Origin of the sequence: Desulforegula conservatrix Mb1Pa, assembly GCF_000426225.1 — a bacterium.
GTDB classification, from domain to species: Bacteria; Desulfobacterota; Desulfobacteria; order Desulfobacterales; family Desulforegulaceae; genus Desulforegula; species Desulforegula conservatrix.
In genome coordinates this window covers 1-20827 of the sequence record NZ_AUEY01000068.1, presented here as the reverse complement: position 1 = coordinate 20827, position 20827 = coordinate 1, and the positions used below count along the sequence as shown (strand labels likewise).

At 41.5% G+C, this 20827-nt stretch carries 17 protein-coding genes; 9 read left to right on the top strand and 8 right to left on the bottom strand.

What is annotated here, in order from left to right; translation table 11 throughout:
* Together K245_RS27395 and K245_RS0117105 are read right to left on the bottom strand one after the other, a co-directional pair.
* A partial coding sequence (locus K245_RS27395) for a transposase (RefSeq protein ID WP_027359792.1) occupies positions 1-212 on the bottom strand: 212 nt, incomplete at its 3' end.
* A gap of 39 nt (positions 213-251) precedes the next feature.
* Positions 252-932 carry a hypothetical protein gene (locus K245_RS0117105; RefSeq protein ID WP_027360211.1) on the bottom strand — a complete coding sequence of 227 codons (681 nt, stop codon included), beginning with the start codon at positions 930-932 and terminating at the stop codon, positions 252-254.
* A 210-nt stretch (positions 933-1142) separates the two neighbouring features.
* Here K245_RS0117105 and K245_RS0117100 point away from each other — a divergent pair, with 210 nt between their 5' ends.
* Positions 1143-1754: a TetR/AcrR family transcriptional regulator gene (locus K245_RS0117100; RefSeq protein ID WP_027360210.1), complete on the top strand. Its 612-nt coding sequence runs from the start codon at positions 1143-1145 to the stop codon at positions 1752-1754.
* 116 nt (positions 1755-1870) lie between these two features.
* Positions 1871-4102 (top strand): molybdopterin-dependent oxidoreductase, encoded by a 2232-nt coding sequence (locus K245_RS0117095; protein WP_027360209.1) that lies wholly within the window; start codon positions 1871-1873, stop codon positions 4100-4102.
* Between the two features lie 93 nt (positions 4103-4195).
* Here K245_RS0117095 and K245_RS0117090 read toward each other — a convergent pair whose 3' ends face one another.
* The 3 genes from K245_RS0117090 to K245_RS26895 all read right to left on the bottom strand — a co-directional run bounded on the left by K245_RS0117090 (position 4196) and on the right by K245_RS26895 (position 6569).
* A complete protein-coding gene (locus K245_RS0117090; protein ID WP_027360208.1) occupies positions 4196-5203 on the bottom strand; it encodes a hypothetical protein in 1008 nt (335 codons plus the stop codon).
* Between the two features lie 83 nt (positions 5204-5286).
* Positions 5287-5751, bottom strand: coding sequence for a DUF3795 domain-containing protein (locus K245_RS0117085; RefSeq protein ID WP_232223847.1), 465 nt, complete (start codon positions 5749-5751; stop codon positions 5287-5289).
* A gap of 347 nt (positions 5752-6098) precedes the next feature.
* Entirely contained in the window at positions 6099-6569 is a 471-nt protein-coding gene (locus tag K245_RS26895) for an LPP20 family lipoprotein (protein WP_051284287.1), read from the bottom strand.
* Positions 6570-6929: 360 nt separating this feature from the next.
* Between K245_RS26895 and K245_RS0117065 the strand changes: the two genes are divergently transcribed.
* The 7 genes from K245_RS0117065 (at position 6930) to hrpA (ending at position 18194) form a co-directional block, all read left to right on the top strand.
* Positions 6930-7505, top strand: a complete 576-nt coding sequence (locus K245_RS0117065; RefSeq protein ID WP_156906832.1) for a hypothetical protein — start codon at positions 6930-6932, stop codon at positions 7503-7505.
* 133 nt (positions 7506-7638) lie between these two features.
* Positions 7639-9915: a Tex family protein gene (locus K245_RS0117055; RefSeq protein WP_035277466.1), complete on the top strand. Its 2277-nt coding sequence runs from the start codon at positions 7639-7641 to the stop codon at positions 9913-9915.
* Positions 9916-9917: 2 nt separating this feature from the next.
* Positions 9918-10370: a D-aminoacyl-tRNA deacylase gene (gene dtd, locus K245_RS0117050; RefSeq protein ID WP_027360204.1), complete on the top strand. Its 453-nt coding sequence runs from the start codon at positions 9918-9920 to the stop codon at positions 10368-10370.
* Entirely contained in the window at positions 10367-11587 is a 1221-nt protein-coding gene (locus tag K245_RS25055) for a D-alanyl-D-alanine carboxypeptidase/D-alanyl-D-alanine-endopeptidase (protein ID WP_051284284.1), read from the top strand. Before dtd ends, K245_RS25055 begins: the two co-directional genes overlap by 4 nt.
* 529 nt (positions 11588-12116) lie before the next feature.
* The gene (locus K245_RS0117040; RefSeq protein WP_027360203.1) at positions 12117-12572 is read left to right on the top strand and encodes an EVE domain-containing protein; all 456 of its coding nucleotides are present in this window, start codon (positions 12117-12119) and stop codon (positions 12570-12572) included.
* A 178-nt stretch (positions 12573-12750) separates the two neighbouring features.
* Positions 12751-14058: a GGDEF domain-containing protein gene (locus K245_RS0117035; RefSeq protein ID WP_027360202.1), complete on the top strand. Its 1308-nt coding sequence runs from the start codon at positions 12751-12753 to the stop codon at positions 14056-14058.
* Positions 14059-14207: 149 nt separating this feature from the next.
* A complete protein-coding gene (hrpA, locus tag K245_RS0117030) occupies positions 14208-18194 on the top strand; it encodes an ATP-dependent RNA helicase HrpA (RefSeq protein ID WP_051284282.1) in 3987 nt (1328 codons plus the stop codon).
* Positions 18195-18298: 104 nt separating this feature from the next.
* Here the strand turns inward: hrpA and K245_RS0117025 are convergent, their stop codons facing one another.
* From K245_RS0117025 to K245_RS25050, 3 genes are all read right to left on the bottom strand, one after another.
* Positions 18299-18970 carry a flagellar brake domain-containing protein gene (locus K245_RS0117025; protein WP_027360200.1) on the bottom strand — a complete coding sequence of 224 codons (672 nt, stop codon included), beginning with the start codon at positions 18968-18970 and terminating at the stop codon, positions 18299-18301.
* A 71-nt stretch (positions 18971-19041) separates the two neighbouring features.
* The gene (locus tag K245_RS0117020) at positions 19042-19398 is read right to left on the bottom strand and encodes a hypothetical protein (RefSeq protein WP_027360199.1); all 357 of its coding nucleotides are present in this window, start codon (positions 19396-19398) and stop codon (positions 19042-19044) included.
* A 466-nt stretch (positions 19399-19864) separates the two neighbouring features.
* On the bottom strand, positions 19865-20710 hold the full coding sequence (locus K245_RS25050) for an alpha/beta hydrolase (RefSeq protein ID WP_051284280.1): 846 nt from the start codon (positions 20708-20710) through the stop codon (positions 19865-19867).
* Positions 20711-20827 lie beyond the last annotated feature (117 nt).

Here is a 20827-nt window from a genome sequence, read left to right as displayed (position 1 = left end):
TTTACCGACGCCTGATGGTGACACTTGTGGCATTGGTACAGATCTCTTGATTTGAGCTCGCAAAATTTCGAACCGCCGCAATTCGGACAACTAAAACCATGCGGCCATCTAAGTCTGAATAATGAGTCTTGGCACTTATCTTCGGTCCCATATTCGGACAGGAATTCGTGAATACTCTTTCCTTTTTGAAATTGGATCATATTTTTTGCCATGCTACACCTCCATCATATCTGGATAATCTTTCACATGCCTTAAGATAAGCATGGCGGAGTAAAAATGGTAATCAAAAAATATATTGCCCTGTGTTTGGCATCAATACCAGCAAGCGCTATATTCTTGCTTTCAGGATCAATTTTTTTAAGTATATCCTGTGCTATGAGTTTCTGGTCACTACCATCAGGATTTGCCTGAATAATAATCGTCGGATCATCTCTGACATATACAATTTTATTCTCTTCTTTTGATTTTAACCCGGCAATGTAGAGCTTGCCATTAAATGAGTCAATTTCAAGCTTGTATTTAATTGACGCAGCCCAGCCTTCACCGGACATGATAGCAGCGTGAGTATCGACAGCTTCGGACCCATCAAGATTGGCCATAATAACACTGGGGCCAAAAATAAAAATTTTCTCCCTCAAGCTATCTATTACTATATCAGTAGGTGTAAACAAAAAAGTATGTATGCCCCCAAGGCTAACCCCAGCACTGCCGTCGAGGTTTGCCATGCTTATTGTCTGTTTTTCTTGATTGGTTACATAAATTTTGCCCTTGGAAAAATCATAATTTCCTTTAGGCGTGGTTGCGGCAGCTTTAATAGAATGGCCAGTTTTGTTCCAGCTATGGCAACCAGCCATGACTGATAAAAGTGCTATCAATAAAAATATATTTGTTATGATTGACAATGCTTTGGGTTTTCGAATTTCAGGATTCATTTTCGCCTTATGTGTATGCGCATTATTTTTTAGAGGTAGCTGCAAATATAGATAACAACTTATTACACCGCATATATTAACGAAGTACAATTACGCAATCTAACACGAAATTTCTTAACCAGTCCACATTAGACTCTTGACCTTGAAAGATGAGAGTGTTATTTAAAAATAGACCAATCGGTACAAAATATTTATAAACACGGATAACATATGCATCAGACAGAAACAAAAGGACAGCAAACAAGACAGCGAATACTTGATTCCGCCATGGATCTTCTGAATACGAAAGGCTATCACGCCACTACCATGAACGACATAATTGCTGCAACCGGAGCGCAGAAAGGGAATCTTTATTATCATTTTCCCGGTAAAGAGGCCCTTGTCATCGATCTTGTAAAGTCTGCCGGTAAAACCTACGGAGAATATCTTTCCGGCAGGTCAGGATCAGGAAGCCCGGTTGAAAGGCTGTACGGAATTCTCGATGCAGTGCTTGATTTTCACAGGGATCGTGGTCTGAAAGGAGGATGTCTTTTCGGAAACCTTGCAATGGAAACGGCAGACACAGTTCCGGCAGTTGCAGAATCAGTAAAAGGAGTCCTGGATTCAGGAATAGACTGGATTGCAACCCTGATCTCGAAGGCAAAGGAATCAGGAGAAATCAGATATGGGCAGGATTCTGAAACCGATTCAAGAACACTGGCATTAAGGATAGTAGCCGGGATCGAGGGTTCAATTCTTCTTGCAAGACTTGGAAAGGATATCAAAATCCTTGAAAACGCTGTGAAGGATTTAAAAACCGAGCTTTCAAGTGCAATTCAATGAAAATAAACCATAAGTTTTTGCAGAGCTTTTTCCAAAAAGCGACCCGCCGGCATCCGGCTTTTTTTTAAGTCTTTGACAAAAATCTCCAAATCTTAATCAATAAGGATCTGAATCCCATGACCACAAGAACAGCTTTTCGTGTATGTCCTTTCTGCGAGGCCGGATGCGGCCTTGAGATTACGCTAACCGGGAATGAAGTCACAAGGGTCAGGGGCGACAAGGATCATGTGATGAGCAAGGGTTTCTGCTGCCCTAAAGGAATAGCCATAAAAGAGCTTCACGAAGATCCTGACCGCTTGAGGCATCCGGTAATCAAGGAAAACGGGGCTTTCAGAAAGGCAACATGGGAAGAGGCTTTCAAAAAAATCAGCGAAGGATTTGACTCTGTCAGAAAATCCCACGGAAATGATGCAATTGCAATTTATCTTGGGAATCCGAATACACACACAATGGCCGGCGCACTTTTTCTGAAGCCGCTTATAAAAGCCCTTAAAACGAGAAACTTCTTTACTGCAAGCACAGTTGACCAGATTCCGAAACAGACGGCCTGCGGATTTCTTTATGGCTCCAACGAACTGATTCCTGTGCCTGATATTGATCACACGGCTCTTTTTGTGATTTTTGGAGGCAATCCCCTTGTTTCCGGCGGAAGCCTCATGACAGCTCCTGACATGCCGGGGAGAATAAAAAAGCTTAAAGAAAGGGGCGGAAAACTTGTCGTAATTGATCCGATGAAGACAAGAACGGCAGAAGCCGCAGACATCCATCATTTTATAAGACCTGGAACCGATGTGGCCCTTCTTTTCGCTATTGTGAGAATTCTTATAAAAGACTTCGGGCTTCCAAGGCATTCATACGATGACAGGCTCAAAAATTTAGATAAGCTTAGGGATTATTCAGAAATATTTACTGTGGAACTTGCTTCTAAAATTTGCGGAATACCAGAAGAGGCAATAAAAAATCTGGCAAAAGATATCTCTGAAACTGAAAAAAGTACGGTTTACGGTCGCATGGGTACAAGCACAGTGAGGTATGGAACCATATCGTCCTGGCTGATTGAGATCATCAATATTCTAACAGGCAACCTTGACAGACAGGGAGGCACAATGTTTCCGAAGCCTGCCCATATTCCTGAAAAGGCAAGATCCAAAAAGGGATTTGTGACAGGTAGATGGAAATCAAGGGTTTCCGGAGCGCCTGAAGTGGGAGGAGAAATTCCTGTTTCAGTGATGGCCGAGGAAATGGAGACTCCGGGTCAGGGTCAAATTAGAGCCCTTGTCACAGTGGCAGGAAATCCAGTTGTCGCAATACCTGAAAGCGAAAGGGTTGACCGGGCAATTGCAGGGCTTGATTTCATGGTAAGCGTCGATTTCTATATAAATGAAACCACAAGACACGCGGATGTTATTCTCCCGCCTGCGTCTCCTCTGTCCCACGGTCATTATGATTTCGTATTCCACGGGTTTGCGGTCAGAAACGGAGCCGTATACAGTCCACCTGTGATAGAAAAAAATGATGATGAAAGGGACAAATGGGAAATTCTTGCGCGGCTTGCTCTAATCGCTGATGGGAAAGGCCTTGAAACAGAAGCATCTGATCTTGGGGAAAGCATGGTGAACGAGCTTGCCCATGCCACAATAAAGGCAATAGGAGGCGAGGTTTCGGGGGTGACAAGGGAAATGCTGACCGGGCAGTTGACCGGAAAAACAGTACCAGAAAGAATCCTCGACTTTCTTCTGAAGATCGGGCCTTATGGTGACGGTTTCGGAATGAAGCCAGGCAGACTTTCACTTCAAAAGCTTCTTGAATCACCGCATGGCATTGACCTAGGAGCCCTGACATCGAGGCTTGGATCCGTAATATCGACGCCTGACAGAAAAATTGATCTCCTGCCTGAAGTTCTTGAAAATGAGATTAAAAATCTCTGCAAATGGGCTTCGTTAAATGAAAAATCTGAATCAGACATGCTTCTCATCGGCCGCAGACACATAAGAACAAATAATTCTTGGTTCCACAATCTTCCTTCCATGACAAAAGGCAACTCATGCAGCCTTATCGTAAATCCGACCGATGCATCAAGGCTCGGACTTTCAGATAAAGGCAAGGCAGAAATCAAATCAGATAAAGGGATAATAACAGTTCCGGTTTCAGTGTCTGATAGAATAATGCCAGGTGTTGTAAGTCTTCCCCACGGATGGGGCCATGATATGGAAGGAGCAAGACTTTCAAATGCGGAAAAAAATCCCGGAGTGAACACAAACAGAATCACTCCCAACAGATTTGATCCTTTGTGCGGAAACGCGGTGCTTAATGGAATTCCTGTAAAAGTGAGGGCTTTAAGATATTAAAATTGATCTGTATAACCCTCTCACAATAATGTGAGAGGGTTTGATCCTGAATATAAGAAATGAGTACAGATCATGCAAAAGCACAAGAAAAAATCATATCTTTCTTGCTATGATATAACGCCAATCCCCTGCCCTCTCGATCATTACAACTATTATCTTGCCATCCGAAGTCATGGAGCCAGTGCCAATACTTCCATCAATTGATATGCTTCCATCATCTGCAACTGAATAAGCGCCGCTGATTTCTGGTTGTTCACTGTCATCAGCCGAAGACTCAGTATAGGACCCATTTCCATCAAAGGTTAAATTACTTCTCTGGGTGAAAACCTTCTGAGGGTTTTTCCCAATTTCGCAGGCATAATATTTACCCTTAAGGGACTCTGTGCCAAGGCCGGATGATTTTTTAATTCCGACAGAAAAGTCATAGGCATTGCCACGATCATCCTTGATATTGGAAAAGAACATTTCGCCTTCTTTTCCAAGCATCCCATCCATCAGCGTATCAGATCCAACTCTTAGCGTACCATCATCAGAAACCTGATAATACTGATTCTCGGTTCCATTGTTCACCAAATTCCTGCCATCAAAAGTCACCGTGCTTTTTGAAAGTGAAAAGGATACGCCAGCACCTCCGCCCCATGTAAGCCTGTTCATATGAAAATCGCCATTCAAACTGGAATTGGTCATATATGAGGATCTCTGAAATGCGAGGCAAAGGCTGGTCTCATTTTCTTCATTTTCATCCAAAGTAGCAAAAACTCTTATTTTTCTGTCAGAAGTGATGAATCCGGATCTGTAATCCTTACCGACATCGAGCATATAACCTTTTCGTATTCTATAAGCTCCGCTTTTCTTTGACTCATCTTTATTGACTTCTTCGTCCGTACCGTTAATTACCGAAGTCTCCAGATATGACAAATTATCATTGAACTTAAATCTTGTATTCCTGCTTTTCCCGCTCAGGGTGGTCAGAGCGATTGAGTCTGTGTCCTGGGCATAACCAACTTCACTTGAGTCGCATCCAGCAATTAAAACTGCAAAAATAAGAACAGAGCATGAAAATATCAGCCGTATGCAACCATTCACTCCATTTTTCTTCATCAAACATCCTCCGAAACGGATCTATAAATCATGTTAATAAAACAATTAAACATATTCAAAAAATTATGAAACCAGGCCTGAATTTAAACATACCGGCAAATGTCTTTTGTTTCTTCATGGTATTTTTCAAGCCCGACCTCCCTCATCCTCTCATTCATGATAATCCACCTTTTCTTCAGGTCAGGATCAAAATTAACTCTGGCGCATGGAAATTCCGGACACTCAAAGCAGAAAGATATCGTCTTTTCTCTGGTACATGAGGCTACAACGCATCCTGGGTAGCAGCCTTCCCCTTTTCTGCATCCAGTACATTCCTGTTCCCCAATAAAATCCACAAAAGCTCTGAAAGATTTGTAATTTTTGAACTCCGGCTTGAAGGTTGAAAAGCGATCAGCATAGGATTCAAAATTCTCACCAAAAAGATCGGCAAGTTTTCTTGAAATCACAGCGATCTCGCCATCTTTTTTGTATAGGCACTTTCTACAGCTCAGCCCACACGTAGCCAGATCTTCAAGAATATAATCAGGATACTTACTCATTTTTTCCATAATTGAAGGGACTCTGATTGCTCTTTGATATACGCGGTTAACCACGTTCATGATTGAGGATGGTATTTTATAGATTAAATGGGAAAATATGAAGCAATTATTTTAACAGACATTTTTTTTACCGAAAAGCGCAATATTATGGAATCGCAAAAAGTCAAAAAGGGCATTGGCGTCATTCCGGGCTTGATCTGGCATCCAATATTTTCAGACACTTCTGGATTCCGGTCTGCGCCGGAATGACAGGAATTGGACTTTTTGCGACCTGGTCAATATCAATGTCAGGCTATAGAAATGAAAAAGCTGATTTTCTGACAAGATAAAGTCGAAAATCAGCTTTAAAAATTCAATCAATTATAGAATTTGGAATCTCTTGGAGCAAGATAAACACGGATCTCAGCCGTTGCATATCCATCCTTGAATTCAACAGAATGAACCCTTGCTCCCCTCATATAAGTATTCACCTCGGTTGTAATAACATCTGAGGTCACCTCGCTCATGCCGGCCCTTGTGCTTGAATGAAGAATTATCCCGCCAAGACGTTCTGCAAGTTTTCTATAGCCATCTATTATCGCAGCTCTCTCTGCCATGAACCTCTTTTGGGCAGGAGATCCGGTTTCAGGCTCAAGACCCTTTCCTGTTGCCGCGACCATCATTTTTTCGTCACTTTCAGGAGCTTCAATACCAGGCACAATATTATCGTTTTTATTGACTTTGTTCTCATATTTCAAAACCTGATTGTCAGTCGAGCATCCTGATAAGCCTGAAAAAGATGTAATAAGTACAAGAACAATAAAAATAAAATATTTGTGGGCAGACATAATTAACCTCCAGAGCTTGGCAACAAGGAAAAAAATTCCACTTAAACTGAGCAAATGCTATAAACAATATTTGTTTATGCCAGAATAAATGTCCTTCAAACATTGCGTATCAATGCAAAAGCAATGAAATAAACATATTAATCCAAAACGAGCAATAACCTGAACACAATATAAAGCAATTAACAGGCCAGAAAAAAGCCTTTTCTGACAATAAACATGTTTTAATATATTCTTAATCCAATCAGGGAATTCAAAGCTCACGGGACAAATAATATTTTGACGTAACTTAAATCTTTAATCACTCTTTTCGTCATGAAACTGACATTACTTAAGCAAAAAAAAATACACTAATCATAAAATATGCCAAAGATGAACCCCAAGCTAAAAACGATAATGCCAACCCTGATCAAAGCGGTTCTGATACTGGCGCTGCCATTAATGCTTTATGCAGGTACAAAAACCCCAAATATAGAATTTTATGCTGTGACTGTTGAAACAACCATAACAGACGGAATAACTACTGAATCAATATTTTACATGGCGCCTGCTGATGAAGAATACAGGATTGATGGTTTCACAATGGAAGTCGCGCAAGGTTCATCTACTGAAGATTCAAAAAATCCTTTTGAGGATTCAGTAAACGACGCTCTTTCGAAACTGACGGCGAACAAAGGCCTTAAATCTGTGCTCAGCAAACAGAGAGTTCTTGATGGAAATCTCACAAGCATGACGGTGATGAAACACCAAGGATTTATTAAATATCCTTATAAAATAAGAATCATGAAAAAAGGGCCGAAGAATGAAACAAATGTAGAGATTGAAGTTGAGTTCAGCGCTTTTTCAATGCCGTCTGAATGGGGTTGGCAAAGGTTTAAAAAAAGCGTTTCAAACAATTTCTCTGATGTGGTATCCGTATTCCGACAAATTTGGGACTAATTCCGATTCGCATTCAAGCCCTCCCCGATTCATATTAAAGGGTTGGCATCATCTTGAATGCAAAAAAGGAATAACCAGCCCAGGACTGATCCGAATCATTATTAAAATGCGATCCTGATGGAAAATCAAAATAATGCATATTTACGCTAAAAAAATATCCGTGGAAACCGGCATAAGGCCTGAACAGATAGACGCTACACTGGCGCTTCTTGAAGAAGGAGCAACGGTTCCCTTTATTGCAAGGTACAGAAAAGAAGTTACAGGAACACTTGATGAAGTGGCCATAACGACGATCAGGGACAGGGCTCTCCAGATTAAGGAACTGGATGACAGAAAAGAAGCTGTCATCAAATCCATGACTTTAGGGAATCACCTTACGCCTGAGCTTGAGGAAAAGATCAGAAAAGCTGACACCCTCGCAGAAGTTGAAGACATATATTTGCCATACAAGCCAAAGAGAAAGACAAAAGCCTCAGTAGCAAGGGAAAAAGGACTTCAGCCCTTAGCAGACGCCATCATGGAACAAAAAGGCATTGATCCCAATGAAATTGCAAAAGAGTTTATAAATCCTGAAACTGTACCCGAAATTGAAGATGCCATAGAAGGCGCTCTTCATATCATTGCTGAAATCATAAGTGAAAACGCAGAAGCAAGGGCTGAACTACGTCGTCTTTTCCTTGAAAAAGGCACTGTTTCAAGCAAAGTAATTCCGGGGAAAGAAGAAGAAGGCGCAAAATATAGGGATTATTTTGAATGGAGCGAACCTGTTGCCACATCTCCTTCCCATAGAATTCTTGCCATGAGAAGAGCTGAAAAAGAAGAATTTATAAGTCTTACAATAGCTCCACCTGAAGATGAGGCGCTCATTCTCCTTGAAAAAAGGTTTGTGACCGGAAAAGGCAAAGATTCCGCCCTTGTTCGGGAAGCAATACATGACGGATACAAACGCCTGCTTTCAAGATCCATGGAAACTGAAATCAGACTAGCTACAAAGGAAAAGGCAGACAGCGAGGCTATAAGGGTTTTTGCCGAAAATCTAAGACAGCTTCTGATGTCCTCTCCACTTGGACAAAAAAAAGTAATGGGAATAGATCCCGGATTCAGAACAGGCTGCAAAGTTGTGTGCCTGGACAGTCAGGGCAAACTTCTTTCCAATTTCAACATATATCCCCATGCTTCGGACGCTCAGCGCACACAATCGGCTAATGCCGTAGCAGCGATGATAAAAGAATTCGGAATCGAGGCTGTGGCGATCGGAAACGGAACTGCAGGCAGGGAAACAGAATCGTTCTGCAGGGAAGTCATAGGCTCAAAAATACCTATAATAATGGTGAATGAAAGCGGGGCATCCATTTATTCAGCCTCTGATGTCGCAAGGGAAGAATTCCCTGATCAGGACATCACAGTAAGAGGTTCGGTCTCAATCGCAAGAAGACTTATGGATCCGCTTGCAGAACTTGTCAAGATTGACCCCAAATCCATAGGAGTCGGCCAGTATCAGCATGACGTTGATCAGTCCGCCCTGAAGCAGTCCCTGGATGATGTCGTTATAAGCTGCGTAAACAAGGTCGGAGTTGAGGTAAACACTGCAAGCAGCCAGCTTCTTTCCTATGTTTCGGGTCTTGGACCTTCCCTTGCAAAAAACATAGTCAATTTCAGAAATGAAAATGGACCGTTTAAAGCCCGTGAAGCGCTGAAAAAAGTTCCGCGTCTTGGGCCAAAGGCATTTGAACAGGCCGCAGGCTTTCTAAGAGTCAGGGGCGGAAAAAATCCCCTTGATGAAAGCGCTGTTCATCCTGAAAGCTATCATATTGTAATGAAAATGGCCGAGGATCTTGGCTGCGGACTCTCTGACCTCATGAAAAACGATGAGATTAGAAGCAGAATACAGATAAAGAATTATGTCACTGATAAAATAGGTCTACCAACCCTTACAGATATCATGTCAGAACTCGCAAAACCAGGAAGAGATCCTAGGGAGAGCTTCGAGACCTTTGCATTTTCCGAAGATGTGCATAAAATGTCAGACCTTGTTCCTGGCATGAAACTGCCTGGAATCGTCACAAACATAACAGCATTCGGCGTGTTTGTTGATATCGGTGTACACCAGGACGGGCTTGTTCATATCAGTGAGCTTGCAGATAAATTTGTCAAAAATCCGGCGGACGTTGTCAAAGTTCATCAAAAAGTCAAAGTGACTGTCATGGAAGTCGATGAAAAAAGAAAGCGCATATCGCTTTCCATGAAATCAGCTCCTGAAATGCCAGACAATAGCGCTGCAAAGGAGCAAAAAACAGAATCAAAGCATATTCAAAAAGGGAAGCCTGCCCCTAAAAAAAGCACAAAATCTGATAATAGCAAGAACATCCCATTTAATAATCCTTTTGCCGATCTTTTGAAAAAGGGCTAAAAATGAAGGCGGTAATACAGAGAGTAAAAAAAGCCATGGTTGAGGTTGATGGTGAAATAACGGGTAAAATTGGCCCCGGAATCCTTGTGTTCCTTGGAGTTGGAGATGAAGACTCAATAAAGGAAGTTGACTGGATGGCGGACAAGATTTCGGGCCTGAGAATATTTGAAGACGAGACAGGAAAAATGAATCTGTCTCTCATGGATGTAGAAGGATCGGCTCTTGTAGTTTCACAGTTCACGCTTTACGGAGACTGTAGAAAAGGCAAACGCCCGTCTTTCGCATCTGCTGCTAAACCTGAAATCGCAAATGCTCTCTATGAGGATTTCATAAAAAATTTCAGACTAAAAGGCATAAATACGGAAACAGGAAGATTTCAGGCAATGATGGATGTTTCACTTGTCAATGACGGTCCTGTTACCCTTATCATAGAGAGTCCGGAGAAAAAGGCGTGAATATTCGAATCATAACTGGCAATTTATTCCTTATATTATGCTGCATGTTCATTGCATCAACGTCTATAGCGGCCCAGTCAATAAAAGACATTGAATCTGCAATCGGAAGCAGTGACAGTCTTTTGGTAACTTCATCTGATGGGACTGTTCTTGCCGCAAAAAATGAAAATAATCCCCTTGTTCCGGCCTCAACCCTGAAAATATTAACTTCGCTCTGTGCCATTCATTATCTCGGCGAAGACTACAGATTCCCGGTAAAGTTTTACTTAAGAGATAACAAGGATCTCATTATTGAAGGATTCGGGGATCCTCTCCTTGTTTCCGAAGCGATAGGCAATTATTGCAAAGATGTTTCGAGTATTTTGAAATCAAAAGGAATAAAATCCATTCGTAATATAATTACGGATGATTCCTATTTTGATAAAAATATTACTATTCCGGGAGCAACCATTTCTTCTGATCAACCGTATGATGCTCCAGTCGGAGCATTAAGCGTAAACTTCAACAGCATTTCTTTCAAAACAGTATCCAAAAGACTCGAAACCTCTGAATCACAGACACCTCTAACGCCGACAGCATTAAGCGTAGCAAAAAAAAGCGGATTAAAATCAGGCAGAATTCCGCTGCCACCAGACAGAAGAATAATCAATGCTTACAGCGGGGAAATCTTCAAATATTTCCTTGAAAAAGCCGGAACAAAAGTGTCAGGAATTCAGACAGATGGAGTTAAGGGGTCAAAAGACGTTCTTATTCACACAGCCTATTCTCAGCATGACATAAAAAAAGTAGCATCAAAGCTCCTTGAATTCTCAAGCAATTTCATGGCAAATCAGGTATTTCTCGCTGTTGCCGGAAAGTATTCCGGAAGTCCTGCAAGTCTTGAAGGCGGTACAAAAGCCGCAAAAGACTATACAGAATCCATTCTTGGCATAAAAAACCTGTCCATTGTCGAAGGATCAGGACTTTCCAGAGAGAATAAAATAACTGCCTTACAAATGGGAAAAATCCTTGAAGCTTTCTATCCTTTTCATCAATTGATGAAGCACAAAAACGGGGCCTTCTTCAAAACAGGCACCTTAGATGGTGTGAGTACAAGAGCAGGATATATAGAAACAGAATCTGGCGAAATGCATAAATTTGTTATTTTTTTAAACACAAACGGCAAAAATGCTGAACCAGTTCTTGGAATGCTGAAGGACGCAGTAAATCATTTGTAGATATGATCATAATGATGGACTCGCAAAAAATCAGAAAAAATATTATCGTCATGCCGGACTTGATCCGGCATCTTTGTATTTTCAGATACTTCTTGATTCCGGCCTTCGGCTGAATGACGGAAATTGGACTTTTTGCGACCTCGTCAATAATAGGGTTGATAAGAGAACCGTTTTAAAAAATATCGGTAACTATTCAGCTTAACATTTTTATTCTTGGAAAACCCTTTTTGTAAAAAGTGTTTTCCAAACCTTTCCCAAAAACTCTTCAGTCGACTTGGCCATTGTGCTTTCAAGTAAGGCAAGGCAGAGAAATATTGAACGTTAACTGTGTACAATGCCAATCAGCAACAAACCCAAAAGTTTTTTGCTTAGCTTTTTTTCAAAAAAGCGAACTTAAATGCATTATGCTGAATAATTACAAATATCGTTAATAACTCTTGCCAAGGATTCCATTTTTAAATTATTGTACCCCTGTTAATCACGCTGACATCTAAATCACCCACCAAACAATGATTCTGGAAGGTATGAGTTGAATTTCTGGCTTATGAAGACAGAGCCGCAGGTTTTTTCCATCTTTGATCTTAAAGATAAAGGAACAGATTCCTGGGAAGGCGTAAGAAACTATCAGGTCAGAAACTTCATGAGGGATGTGATGAAGCCCGGAGACAAGGCCATAATCTACCACAGCGGCAAAAAACCGGAAGCTGTGGGAACTGCGGTTATCACAAGCTGCGGATATCCTGATCACACAGCCTGGGACACAGGAAACAGATATTATGATCCGGCTTCAAAGCCCGAAAAACCGATATGGTTCATGGTGGATGTCCGGTTTGAAAGTATGTTCGATAAACAGGTCGACCTGAAGACCATGAGAGAAATAAAAGAGCTTGAGGATCTTGTAATTCTTAAAAAGGGTAACCGTTTATCCATAACACAATTAACAGAAACTGAATTTGATACGATTGTAAGACTATCCCAAAAATAGCGTAACTATTCAGCGCGCTGATATACGGAGTCACACATTGCAGTAGTGACTTCTGGCAAGCTTTTTCCCAAATAGATACTGTCCTGGACACTATCAACTAAAAACAAGACAGAACCATAAATCTAAGTAGTATTCATGTCGCTATATATGCACCAACAATTTAAAACCCTGGTGAAAAATGAAAAAAAACAAAATCGAATCAAATATACTCGAATACCTCGCCATCACAGACACAGAAATTCTTAAAAGAAAACAGCTTCTGAGATTTTCCCTTACAGATGCACAGATACTTGGTCAATTCAGGAAACAGTTTACGGAAAAGACCGATCAAGTTGCGGAAGAGTTCATCAAAGCCGTAAAAACAATCCAGGCTTTTTCAAAATTCAACACAGACAGCTCGCTTGACCATATCATCCCGTCCCTGAAATCCTATGTCGAAATGTTTTTCGGAGGCGTTTACAGTAAGGAATATGTTCAGAACAGGCTTGAAATAGGGCTTATATGCAGGGCAAACGGAATTGAACCCAAATATTTTCATGCTGCCTCAAAAATACTTAAGGACATAATATTTGATACAATAAAAAGCACGGTCAACGACAGAATCCTCGACGACTTCGTGGTTGACGCTATTGACAAGCTCATGGCCTTTGATGTCAGTCTCGCTGCCGACGCATATATTAATTCACCGTTTATTCCAAGAATGGATTCACCGCAACCTGAACCTCAGCAAACAAAGCCTGATAGCAAAAAGCAGAACAAGGCTTCTGCAACCAATCCATTTGCCTCGGCATTTTTCAAGGTTGCAGAACAGAATAAAAAACTCAGAACAGCCATGAAAAAAGAAACGGTAAACAATCCTTTTGCCCTGGCTTATTTCAAGGTTGCCGCCCGCCAGCACGAGCTCATGCAATTCAATGACTTAAGAAAAAAGCAGATGAATCCCCTGGCCCTCGCCTATTTCAAAGCTGTAAACCAGAACAGGGATCTCCAGGCTAAACTTGCCAAGGATACACTCACAGGACTTTACTCCCAGGACGTTTTCACCGATTTTCTAAAAAGGAACATTTCGTATTCAAAAAGAATTTCCTTTCCAATTGCCATGGCGTGCATGGAAATAGAAGATTATAACGAGTTCATAGAGGTGGAAGGAATAACAAGGGCTGACGAAGCAATAGCATTCATTGGTGCCATGCTTCAGGAAGTGATCAGGGATGTTGACCTAGCAAGCAGGTCAGAGGGCAGATTTTATGTAGTATTCCCAGGAACTTCGGGCCAGAATGCGCTTGTCTGCTGCAAGAGAATTGTGGACTGTTTCTCATCCGTATACGGACGCAAGCTTACCATGGGCATCGCAGACACCGGGCCTGAAAACTTCGTGACAAGCGAAGTATTTCTGGAAATGGCACTCGAAAACATGATAAAGGCCGGTGAGGAACCAAAAGAATTTACTGATGATGATATTTATCAGGAAGTAGAAATCACCTAAATTCCATTCTGCATTAAAAGTGCTACCTGTGTTGGCTACGTCGTCGGCTCCTCGACGTACAGAGGACGTACGCCTGCGTCGCCTTCTCCTTGCCGCCTGGTTATCATCTTGAATGCAAAACGGAATAAGTTATTAGAAATTTCGGATTAATGATAGAATCAGGCATAGCAAAAAAAATAATAGACAGGGCTGAATCCAGACTAAACAGAATAATATCTAAAGACAGGATCAGAATAAAAAAAGAGATCAACTTTTTGAGAAGATCTCTCAATAATATTAAAGACGGAATCCTTCCTGCGGCCATCTCAGGAAGGATTCACGGCCTTGAAAAAGCCATTGAAAGAGCCACCCAAATAAAAAACGCAAGACGAAGCAAAGCTCCTTCCCCGACTTTTGACCTTTCGCTTCCCATAAATGAACGCAAAGACGAAATAATCTCAGCGATCAAGAACAACCAGGTAATAATCATATCCGGTGAAACAGGATCTGGAAAAACCACCCAGATTCCAAAGCTCTGTCTTTCTGCTGGCCGAGGCATAGACGGTAAAATTGCCTGCACCCAGCCAAGAAGAATTGCCGCAGTCTCTGTCGCAGAACGAATTTCAGAAGAGCTTGGAGAGGAATGCGGAAAATCATGCGGCTACAAGGTCAGGTTCAGGGATGAAACCAGCAGGGACGGATATATAAAAGTCATGACTGACGGCCTTCTTCTTGCTGAAACAAGGAGCGACGGACTTCTTTCTGAATACGACACCATTATCGTAGATGAGGCCCATGAGCGAAGTCTCAACATTGACTTCATACTCGGAATTCTGAAAAGGCTTCTTAAAAAAAGAAGAGACCTCAAGCTTGTCATCACATCCGCAACCATAGATACAGAAAAATTCTCAAAAGCTTTCTGGGATGCGCCCATTATCGAAGTTTCAGGCAGAACCTTTCCTGTAGAAACAATCTATATGCCTCCTCCTGAAACAGAAAACGAGGAAGACGCACCTTCACAGGTTGAAATGGCCGTTAAGGCCGTTGACAGAATACAGTCTGAAAGCGCTTATGGGGACATCCTGATCTTCATGCCCACAGAGCAGGACATAATGGAAACCATAAACCTGCTTTCAGGTAGAAACTACAAAAGCGCTGCACTGATGCCATTATACGCCAGAATGCCTGCATCTGAACAGTCCAAGGTTTTTAAGAGAGCAGAAGCCAGAAAAATAATAGTTTCAACCAATGTCGCTGAAACATCCCTCACAATTCCGGGCATTAAATATGTAATAGACTCGGGCGTTGCAAGAATAGCCCAATATATGCCGAGAACAAGGGCTACTGCCCTTCCTGTGTCTCCAATTTCAAGAAGCAGCGCAAACCAGAGAAAAGGCCGCTGCGGGCGTGTCGAGGACGGTATCTGCATCCGCCTTTTCTCTGAAGATGATTTTGATTCAAGACCACTTTATACGCTTCCTGAAATTTCCAGATCCAATCTGGCTGAAGTTCTTTTAAGGATGATCGCCCTTAATCTTGGCAAGGCGGAAGAATTCCCTTTCATTGATCCTCCGAATCCTCGGGCAATAAAAGACGGTTATGAAATTCTCATTGAGCTTGATGCTGTAAAACGTGATCCTGAAAAGGACGAGTACGTGCTAACGGAAAAAGGCTCGACAATGGCTAATCTGCCGCTCGATCCGAGATTTTCCAGAATGCTCATGGAAGCCGATAAATTAGGCTGTTTAGAAGAAATGGTCATACTTGTGTCTGCCCTGACCGTAACCGATCCACGAGAGAGGCCTCAGGAAAAGGCAAAGGAAGCAGACGCTGCCCAGGCTGTTTTTAAGGATAATTTTTCAGATTTTGTCTCTATTCTCAACATATGGAATAAATGCCAGGAAGCCCTTGAAAAAACAAGAAACTCTTCAAAGCTGAGAAAATTCTGCGTCCGCCATTTCATCTCGTTTAAAAGAATGAGGGAATGGATGGATCTGACTGATCAGATCAGACAAATGATGACAGAAAGCGGATACACGATCACAAGCTTCAAGGGGCCTGAAAAAATAGCAAAAACAGAAAAATTCAGTCCTCTTTACACAGCGCTTCACAAGGCAATCCTGAGCGGAACGATTTCAAACATTGCCCAGAAAAAAGAAAAAAATTTCTACAGATCGGCCAGGGGCAAGGAAGTAATGATCTTTCCCGGATCCGGAGTTTTTGGAAAAGGCGGTGACTGGATCACTTCGGCCGAACTTGTGGAAACATCAAAATTGTACTCAAGGTGCGTCGCAAACGTTGACGCTTCCTGGATCATGGAAATCGGCAGCCATCTTTGCAAAACAGAAACATTTGAGCCGCACTGGAACAAAGAGCGCGGAGAAGTCACGGCATACGAAAAAATAACCCTTTACGGCCTTGTCCTTGAAGCGAGACGCAGAATTAATTATGCCAGAATCAACCCTTCGGAAGCATCTGAAATATTCCTAAGAAGCTGTCTGGTTCAGGAAGAAATAGCAACGCCCTTCCCTTTCATGGAACATAACAGGGACCTGATAGATTCCATCAGAAACATGGAGGACAAGCTCAGGAGAAGAGACATACTCGCCGGCGAAGAAGCCATATACAAATACTACAAGGATAGCTTGCAGGAACTTGGCCTTCCGATATTTGATACAAGAACCCTTTCAAAAATAATACGTCAGAAAGGCAACGATTTTTTAAAAATTACAAAGGAAAAGCTAATAAGATACTGGCCCGAGGATGAAGTTGCCACTGCTTATCCGGACAGCATAGAGATCAGCGGAGTTCCGCTAAAATGCGAATACAGATTCAGCCCGGGATCGGACGACGACGGAGTGACAATAAAAATTCCTTCGACTGTAGCTCACAGGATAAACGCGGACAGAATCGACTGGCTTGTTCCAGGCCTTCTTGAAGAGAGAATTCTTCATATTCTTAAAAATCTGTCCAAGGATTACAGGGTGAAGCTGTCCCCTCTTTCCAAGGCCGCAGAAATAATTGCTGCTGAAATAGATACCGAGGGCAGCTTTTTTGCACGCCTTGGTGAATTCATATATAAAAAATTCGGGATAAACATCCCGACTGAGGCATGGTCTGAATCAAATATTCCTGATCACCTCAACATGAGGATAGTCATTGAATCAGAAGGCGAGGAAGCAGCTTCGGGCCGCGGCAAAAAGGTATTGATCGAAGCTCCCATTCCTGGTGAAGACTCGGATTTTTTCTCTAAAGCCAGAAAAAAATATGAAAAGGATGATATCATAGAATGGAGCTTTGATGAATTACCTGATTTCATAATCATAGGCGAGAAAAATGGAATAAAGGAATATGCTTACCCCGCCCTTTGCATCGAAGAAGAAAACATAGCCCTCAGACTTTTCAAAACTTCAAATGATGCGGTATTTGAACACAAGGCCGGAGTTTCGGCTCTTTTCTCAAGGATTTTTTCCAAGGAGCTAAAAAATCTTAAAAAAGACATGCGCATTTCAAGGCAGGACATAGAATCGTCAAGATACTTCTGCGGAGCTGCCAAGATAGAAAACCTTGTGATAGAAGCCCTAACAAAAAAACTGTTTGAAAAAAACATCAGGAAAAGGGACGAATTCGAGGCAATTGCGGAAAAATCAGCCCAGAATCTTTTTGCAGAATCACGCATCATTGTCGAAAAAGCAATGTCAGTGATAAACGCTTATTCGGACGCATCGACCAAACTTGCTCAAATGGCCCAAAAAAACAGTAACCGCGCTCTTTTTCTGGAATTCATTGAAGAGAGAAGACGTGAAATAGCCAGAATAGTTCCTGAAAGATTTCTTACTATCTATGATGATTCCACTATGGAAAATCTGACAAGACTTCTCAGATCATGCATTTTGAGGAGCGAGCGTGCAGCTACAAGCCTTGAAAAAGACAGACAGAAAGGCGCCCAGGTGGCTGTTTTCGAGAAAAAACTTGATGAAGTCATAAGCAGTCTCACATCGTCGGCATCACCTGAAAAAAGAAGACTAGTTGAGGATTTTGTCTGGCTACTTGAAGAATTCAAGATATCGGTATTCACTCCTGAAATAGGAACAAAATTCAAGATATCTGCAAAGAAGCTGGAGGAGAGTATCGGGGCTATAAACAGAACTTTATAGGGGGGCGCTTTTTGAAAAAAACTCAGTAAAAACTTTTCAGAGTCATGAATAATATGCATAAAAAAGACTGTTATTATTAATAAAAATACTATGCCGACTTATCATCAGGCCTGCTGGGCTGATAAAAAGACAAGATAATCATAAATGATGGCGCTGGACTGTTCTGAAAGATTCTCAAATCTCAGGCCGACAATCTCACTTGAGCCTTCTTTTCTAAGATTCTGAATTGAGCCTGTCAGCTCGACATCCCCTTCCCTTCCAGGAAACTGGCAATAAAGGGTTATTGTGCTTCCTGTCCTCAGCTTTACCTTGGAATTAAGCTGATATTTAAAGCTGCACCCGCAGCCTTCCTCGCTCAAATCCTTTATTATCCCATGTCTTTCAATACTACTGACAATGACCTTGGCAGGAATAAGACAATCGTTCCTGCGGTACGAACGGATGGTCTGGCTCTGCAAAAATTTGGGGTATACGAAAAGCACCATCTGCACAGGTTTGTCGATGATGTCTATTATCTTTGTTGGAAAAGCGTATACTGTACCATTGTGAAGATATTTGATAACCATGGGGTTACCAGGAAAAAGCTTATGCTTGATCATCGAATAATTAGATGGCTGGGAAGCGATAAAGTATTCGTTTGCTTTAAGGCCTACAAATAGACTGTTTATCGGAATATTGACGTCTTCCAATTCCAGCAGCAGTTTCGTTCCAAGCTCGATATTAACCTGGACGTTTGCTTCCATGCTGAGATTTTTTATTCTATCGATGTCGTCCATTCTTCACCTTTACCTTGCAGATTGCCATCATTTTCTAACCGTTTCCCAATTCCAAAGACTCTCAAAAAAAATCAATCCCGCTGCTCAACGATTCTTATGGCTGTCTCAAGATCATAAACCAGCTTGCCTGAATAGCCTGCTTTTTTGCTGCTTTTTTCCAGAAGCTCTCTGTACATAGGATCGCCGATTCTGATCATCTGTGACATTCCAGCTTTAGAGAGCAGGTCCTGGATGCCCAGCAGCCACTCAGCATTCTCTGGTTTTATTTTGAATTTGGTTAGATCGGCAATACAGGCAAAATCGGCCTGTAAACCTTCTATTTCGTTTTTTATTGACTCTGAAATGGATTTGACTTCATCCGCGCTGATGATTCCAGTTAGCGTAATATACAGCCTGTTTTTTATTTGATCTGCCTTTATTTCATACATGGCTATGACCTTTTGCGTCTGGATGAATTAATAAAGATTCCTGCAATGACATTGTTTGCTCATGGACTGTCAAAAAATCAGATATAGTAATGGCTAAGCATTCAGCAGCTATCTGAAAGGTATAAGAATTATTACTCAGATTGATCATGTTATCGCCCAGGTAGCTTAAAAAGTCAAGTGAGCGTAGAGTCCACACAGCCCCACATTTAAAACAAATTATTCAAATTTCATCCAATTCTCATTACCATGAGCAGATAGAATAGACTTAATCAAGTCATTTATTCAGACTTTAACACTCAGAAGATTGATTTGAGGGAAATATAAACCAGAGAATTTGCGTATTTTTCTTTAGACTTCACCTATTCTTCATCTATTCTCTAAAAAAAGATTATTTCTGAAGCATTTGGTTACTGATCATATCCCAAATAACAAATAGACCTGAAGCCTCTGCTTGCTCAAAAAATGCTTATTTTTCAGCTTGAATATTATTTTCAGACCCTGACACAAAGCCCATAATATCCTTCCAGAAAATTGGAGTTGCGATGGAACTCCAACTATTATGGCCCGCGCCCTTTGATATCCAGAGTTTCTTTTTACCACCAAAACTTTCATACAAATTTCTGGAACATTCAGGAGGGATAATTTCGTCATTTTCTGCCATAACTACAGCAAGAGGTCCTTTGAAGGCCTTAAGATTTTCTATACTGTCATATTTCTCCTTCAAAAGAAGCTCCACAGGTAGATACCAATAAAACTTCTTTGCCACATTAACTATTCTGTCCCAAGGCACTATAAGGGCAGCGCCTTCGGATTCTGCCTGGGAAATTACGCCAGCTGCAACACCGCTTCCAAGAGATTCTCCCACTATGTAGACAGGACGGCCGTATTTAATTCTGGCAAATCTTACAGATTCGACTCCGTCATTCACGAGATTCTTTTCGTCTAATTTGCCGTCTCTTGCCCCGTATCCAGGATGTTCATGAAGAATAACCCTGTAGCCAAGTGCGGAAAGAGAATCCGCGTACCATATTCTCTCTATTACTGATCCTGCATTTCCATGAAACATCACAACTGTTCCAAGAATCTTCTTATTTGCTGGTGGTTCTGCTATTATTCCCCTGTAATCAGATTTATCAGGCCAGAATTTAAGATCCGGTCTTTGCTTTGAAAACAATTCAAGTTCTTTTACAGTATATTTTGTAGGATAATGAATCAGATTCTCCTGGAAAAACCATGCAAATCCAATAATCAATATTCCAAACACAATGACTGCAATTACTATATTTTTACAGAGCTGCCTCAAGAATTTCATTTATTATCCTTTCAATAGTCTATTTGATTACCATTTTTACTCCGCCATGCTTATCTTAAGGCATGTGAAAGATTATCCAGATATGATGGAGGTGTAGCATGGCAAAAAATATGATCC